Origin of the sequence: Streptococcus mitis, from assembly GCF_008763935.1 — a bacterium.
GTDB lineage: Bacteria > Bacillota > Bacilli > Lactobacillales > Streptococcaceae > Streptococcus > Streptococcus mitis_DB.
In genome coordinates this window covers 1-5374 of record NZ_VTQF01000018.1, presented here as the reverse complement: position 1 = coordinate 5374, position 5374 = coordinate 1, and the positions used below count along the sequence as shown (strand labels likewise).

General features: G+C 57.1%; 3 protein-coding genes. 2 read left to right on the top strand and 1 reads right to left on the bottom strand.

The features are described from left to right. Positions 1-173: 173 nt before the first annotated feature. Positions 174-650, bottom strand: coding sequence for a cyclic pyranopterin monophosphate synthase MoaC (locus F9B91_RS11900; protein ID WP_070540308.1), 477 nt, complete (start codon positions 648-650; stop codon positions 174-176). Between the two features lie 266 nt (positions 651-916). On the opposite strand from F9B91_RS11900, the gene ppc reads away from it, so the two are divergent. Together ppc and F9B91_RS11890 are read left to right on the top strand one after the other, a co-directional pair. Beyond that, positions 917-3619: a phosphoenolpyruvate carboxylase gene (ppc, locus tag F9B91_RS11895; protein ID WP_150923289.1), complete on the top strand. Its 2703-nt coding sequence runs from the start codon at positions 917-919 to the stop codon at positions 3617-3619. A 204-nt stretch (positions 3620-3823) separates the two neighbouring features. Then, complete coding sequence (locus tag F9B91_RS11890) at positions 3824-5170, top strand: chloride channel protein (protein ID WP_150923288.1); 1347 nt, start codon at positions 3824-3826, stop codon at positions 5168-5170. Positions 5171-5374 lie beyond the last annotated feature (204 nt).

Sequence of the window (5374 nt, the reverse complement as noted above, 5' to 3'; positions counted from 1 at the left end):
GAAGCCGCAGACAGTACAGATAGTACGGCAAGGCGAGGCAACGCCGTACTGGTTTAAAGTTAAGCCACTATAGTTTACCGACCGAAAGCTCTTCATAGCAAAGCTTTAGCGTAAATAAAAAGGTCGTCTGAAACCTCAAACCGAGCTTTCAGACGACCTTTTTGTTTGTTCAATCAGAAATCGATGTTTTCGTAGGCATCGTCAAATACGAACGGGCCGCGTTCGCCACCGCTTTCGGATTCGAGGTGGATGCGGGTCATCATCATGGACTGATCGACTTCTTTCATCATGTCGTAGATGGACATGAGGGCGACGTTGACGCCGGTAATGGCTTCGGTCGTGATGCTTTTGCCGACTTCGGAGGTAACGGTAACGGTGGCTTTGACGTAGGCGAGTTCGATATCGACATCGAAATCGACGCGGACGTGTTGCAAGACGGCGGGTTGGTAAAGCGGGACAATCAGTCCGACCTGCTTGATGCCTTGGACGGCGGCAACACGGGCGACGTTGAGGATGCCTGCGTTTTGGGTGGCGTTTTCCGCTAAAACTTTGATGGCGGAGGTGCTCATGTTGATGGAGCCGCTTGCTACGGCGGTGCGGGGAGTGGGTTGGCGTTTGTCGTTTTCGCGTACGGAGTTGAAGTTGAACATACTGTGCCTGCATGAAAATAGGATTTTATGTCGTAGTATTTTACGGGATTTCTGCGCTTCGGACTATGCTGCGGATACAAACGGCAGAATAATCGGACTGAAATGCACGGGCGGCTTTGTTAAGCAATTAACGGCTCGGCTTGTGCGGACGCGGATTACATCAAGTTTCGGCGTTTTGCAACACCTTTTCCGATGGCGGTTTCAGACGACCTGCTATACAATGTTTTACGTTTGTTTTTGAGATAAATAAATAAAGAGAGAAAATCATGCAACTGCATATCCTGAACAATCCCAAGGACGCCGCTCTGGCAGCAGACGCGGAATTTTTGAAACAGTCTTTGTACAAACTTCTGCACGAAGAAGCCTCGCCGTTGGTGGTGGAAACGGTCAAACTGTTGTCCACTTCGGACGACAGCGCGGCTTTGATTGAGAAGGTTTTGCCGCAACTGGACGAACAGCAAACCCACGACCTGACGCTTGCCTGCGGTCTATTTGCGCAGATTCTGAACATCGCCGAAGACGTACACCACGAACGCCGCCGCCAAATCCACGAAGAGGCGGGACACGGCGGAGCGGAAGGCAGCCTGGCGGAAACGGTACGCAAACTCAAAGCGGCGAAAATCGGCGGCAAGGCGGTTCAAAAACAATTAAATACGACGAATGTTACCGCCGTTCTGACCGCGCACCCGACCGAAGTGCAACGCCAAACCGTGTTGAACTTCAACCGCCGCATCCGCGCCCTCCTGCCCCGTCGCGAACGCTGCACCCATGCCGACGCACTGGCGGAGTTACGCCGCGAAATCGACACTATTTTGCTGGGCTTGTGGCAAACCAGCGAAACGCGCCACCACAAACTCAGCGTCAACGATGAAATCAACAACGGCGTGTCCATTTTCCCGATGAGTTTCTTCGAGGCGCTGCCCAAACTCTACCGCAGCATGGAACGCGAGTTTCAGACGACCTATCCTGACGTTGACGTACCCGACATCTTAAAAATCGGCGGCTGGATAGGCGGCGACCGCGACGGCAATCCGTTCGTATCCGCCGAAACCCTGCGTTTCGCTTTCGGACGCCATGCCGACGCGGTGTTTCGTTTCTACCGCGGCGAACTCGACAAACTCTACCGCGAGCTGCCGCTTTCCGTCCGCCGCGTCAAAGTCAACGACGACGTGATGGCGTTGTCGGACGAATCGCCCGACGAAGAAATCGCCCGCACTGAGGAGCCGTACCGCCGCGCCATCGCCTACATCATGGCGCGCGTGATGGGCAAAGCCCGCTCGCTCGGCTTGGGCATGGGCTGCAAATTCGGCTTCATGATGCCTTACGCCTCGGCGCAAGAGTTTTCAGACGACCTTTACAAGCTGCAACGCTCACTCTGCGACAACGGCAGCGCGCTTTTGGGCGAAGGCAGACTCGCCGACCTGATTCGCTCCGTGTCCGTGTTCGGCTTCCACATGATGCCGCTCGACTTGCGCCAACACGCGGAAAAACACGCCGATGTCGTTGCCGAACTCTTCAAACACGCCGGTTTGGAAGACTACGCCAGCCTTTCCGAAACGGAAAAACAAACCGTCCTGCTGCGCGAGCTGAAACACCAGCGGCCGCTGTCCAGCCCGTTCATCACTTACAGCGAACACACCCGCCGCGAAATGGCGATTTTCAACGAAGCGCGCAAAATCAAAGACGAATTCGGTGAAAACGCCGTTACCCAGAGCATCATCTCCAACTGCGAACAGCCCAGCGACCTGCTCGCCCTCGCGCTGCTGCTCAAAGAAAGCGGCTTGTTGACGGTCGAAAACGGCAAACCGCAAAGCCGCATCAACATCGTCCCGCTCTTCGAAACCATCGAAGCCCTCGAAAACGCCTGCCCCGTCATGGAAACCATGTTCAGCAACGAATGGTATCGCGACCTGCTGCAAAGCCGCGACAACATTCAGGAAATCATGCTCGGCTATTCCGATTCCAACAAAGACGGCGGCTACGTTACCAGTTCTTGGTGCCTTTATCAGGCGGAATTGGGTTTGGTCGAACTCTTCAAAAAATACGATGTCCGTATGCGCCTGTTCCACGGTCGCGGCGGCAGCGTTGGACGCGGCGGTGGCCCGTCTTACCAAGCCATTCTCGCCCAACCGGCGGGCAGCGTAGCCGGACAAATCCGCATCACCGAGCAAGGCGAAGTCATCACCGCCAAATATGCCGACCCCGGCAACGCCGTGCGCAACCTCGAAACCCTTGTTGCCGCCACGCTCGAAGCCAGCCTGCTGCCCGATCAAAAAGACCCCGAACCCGCGCTCATGCAGGCGTTGTCGGACGTATCGTTCAAATACTACCGCGAGCTGATTACCCACCCCGACTTCATCGACTATTTCCTGCAAACCAGCCCCATACAGGAAATCGCCACCCTCAACCTCGGCAGCCGCCCCGCCAGCCGCAAAACCTTGGCGCGGATTCAGGACTTGCGCGCGATACCGTGGGTGTTCTCATGGATGCAAAACCGCCTCATGCTGCCCGCGTGGTACGGCTTCGGCAGCGCGGTGGAAAGCCTGTGCGAAGGCAAACCCGAAACCCTCGCCGCCCTGCGGGAACACGCGCAGCACAACCCCTTCTTCCAAGCCATGCTCTCCAATATGGAACAAGTCATGGCGAAAACCGACATCACCCTTGCCGAAAACTACGCCGGCTTGAGCGAATCGCCCGAAAAAGCCGCCGTCATCTTCGGCATGATTAAGGAAGAATACCAACGCAGCCGCAAAGCCCTGCTTGACCTTTTGCAAACCGACGAACTCTTGCGCGACAACCGCAGCCTCGCCCGCTCGCTTGCCCTGCGGATTCCGTACCTGAACGCGCTCAACGGCCTGCAAGTCGCTATGCTCAAACGCCTGCGCAAAGACCCGCACGACCCGCACACCCTCCTGATGGTGCACCTGACCATCAACGGCGTAGCACAAGGTTTGCGCAATACAGGTTAAGGCAGCACGAAAAAGGTCGTCTGAAAACCGTTTCAGACGACCTTTAGACCAAGCGCAAAACCGTAACGCGGTCTTTACCTGCGAAAGCCCATACTGTCTTTCAACCCGCTTGCCGCCCTTCTTTACGGGCTATTTTTACCTTATTTGCGAACCGCCTTTCCCAATAACCCTTTTCAGACGACCTTTTCCACACTTCCGCATACCATGCCGACCAAACCGCCCGCCTACCACATCACGCACAAAATCCGCCAAACCCGCCGCATTTCGCGCAAAAGCATTGCTTTTCTGTTCCTGCTGGCAGGTTCGGCACTGGTTGCGCTGACCGCCCTCCTGTTTGCCTGGATGGCGGATTTCGCGTTGGAAATGAATGCGGAGCTGGTGCAAAAATATCCTTGGTTTGCCTGGGTCGCCCTCCCCTTCGGGCTGCCGTTCATCGTCTGGATCACCCGCCGTTTCGCCCCCTACACCTCCGGCAGCGGCATCCCGCAAGTGCTCGCCAGCCTCGCCCTGCCCTACGGCGCCAACAAAACCCGCCTGATCCGCCTCCGCGAAACCCTCCTCAAAATCCCACTGACCTTCCTCGCCATGTGCGCAGGTGCGTCCGTCGGGCGTGAAGGACCGTCCGTCCAAGTCGGCGCGGCAGTCATGAGCGCGTGGGGCGCATGGTGTAAAAAACACGGATTCGCCTTTCGCGGCATGCAGGAAAACGATCTTATCGCCGCAGGCGCGGCAGGCGGGCTGGCCGCCGCGTTCAACGCCCCGCTGGCAGGCGTGATTTTCGCCATCGAAGAACTCGGGCGCGAAGTCATGCTGCGTTGGGAGCGGCAAATCCTGCTCGGCGTCCTCGCCGCCGGTTTCATCCAAGTCGCCATACAAGGCAACAACCCCTATTTTTCAGGCTTCAGCGGCGGCGCGCTCGACAATATGCTCGGCTGGGTATTGGGCTGCGGACTCGCGTGCGGCATCGCAGGCGGACTGTTCGGACGCACCCTGTATCTCGGCGCCACCGCCTTCGCCCCCGCCAAATGGCGCGAACACATCCGCCGCCATCCCCTGATTACCGCCGCCCTCATCGGCATCCTGCTCGCCGCCATCGGCACGCTTTACCAAGGCAAAACCTACGGCACAGGCTACCACGAAGCCGCCCAAGCCCTGCGCGGCATCCACGAAGCCCCCGCCGGACTCGCCATCGCCAAATGGTTCTCCACCGTCCTGACCTACTGGACAGGTACGCCCGGCGGCATCTTCACCCCTTCCCTCACCATAGGCGCAGTCTTGGGCGAACACATCGCCATCCTCACCGGACTCACCCAAGGCACCCACGTCCTCGTTCTAATCTGCATGGCAGCCTTCCTCGCCGGTGCCACCCAATCGCCGCTCACCTCCGCCGTCGTCGTGATGGAAATGACCGGCGGACAAAACCTCCTCTTCTGGCTGCTCATCGCCTGCATCTTCGCCTCACAAGTCTCCCGCCAATTCTCCCCCCGCCCCTTCTACCACGCCGCAGGCACACGCTTCAAACGGCAGGTGGAACAAAGCGGACAGAAGTGAAGCCCGATATTTCTGATAAAGTAATGTGTAGAAAAAAGTCGTCTGAAACTAGAAATCAAGTTTTCAGACGACCTCTTATGTTTGGACTGCCTATCGGTTTTGAGTGGCACGGCATCCGTAGCGTGGGTTCTACCCACGAAGATATAGTGGATTAAATTTAAATCAGGACAAGGCGACGAAGCCGCAGACAGTACAAATAGTACG

What these genes read in the sequence shown, in the direction of transcription:
- F9B91_RS11900 (WP_070540308.1), bottom strand. Translation starts at nt 650, where the DNA reads ATGTTCAACTTCAACTCCGTACGCGAAAACGACAAACGCCAACCCACT.
- ppc (WP_150923289.1), top strand. Translation starts at nt 917, where the DNA reads ATGCAACTGCATATCCTGAACAATCCCAAGGACGCCGCTCTGGCAGCA.
- F9B91_RS11890 (WP_150923288.1), top strand. Translation starts at nt 3,824, where the DNA reads ATGCCGACCAAACCGCCCGCCTACCACATCACGCACAAAATCCGCCAA.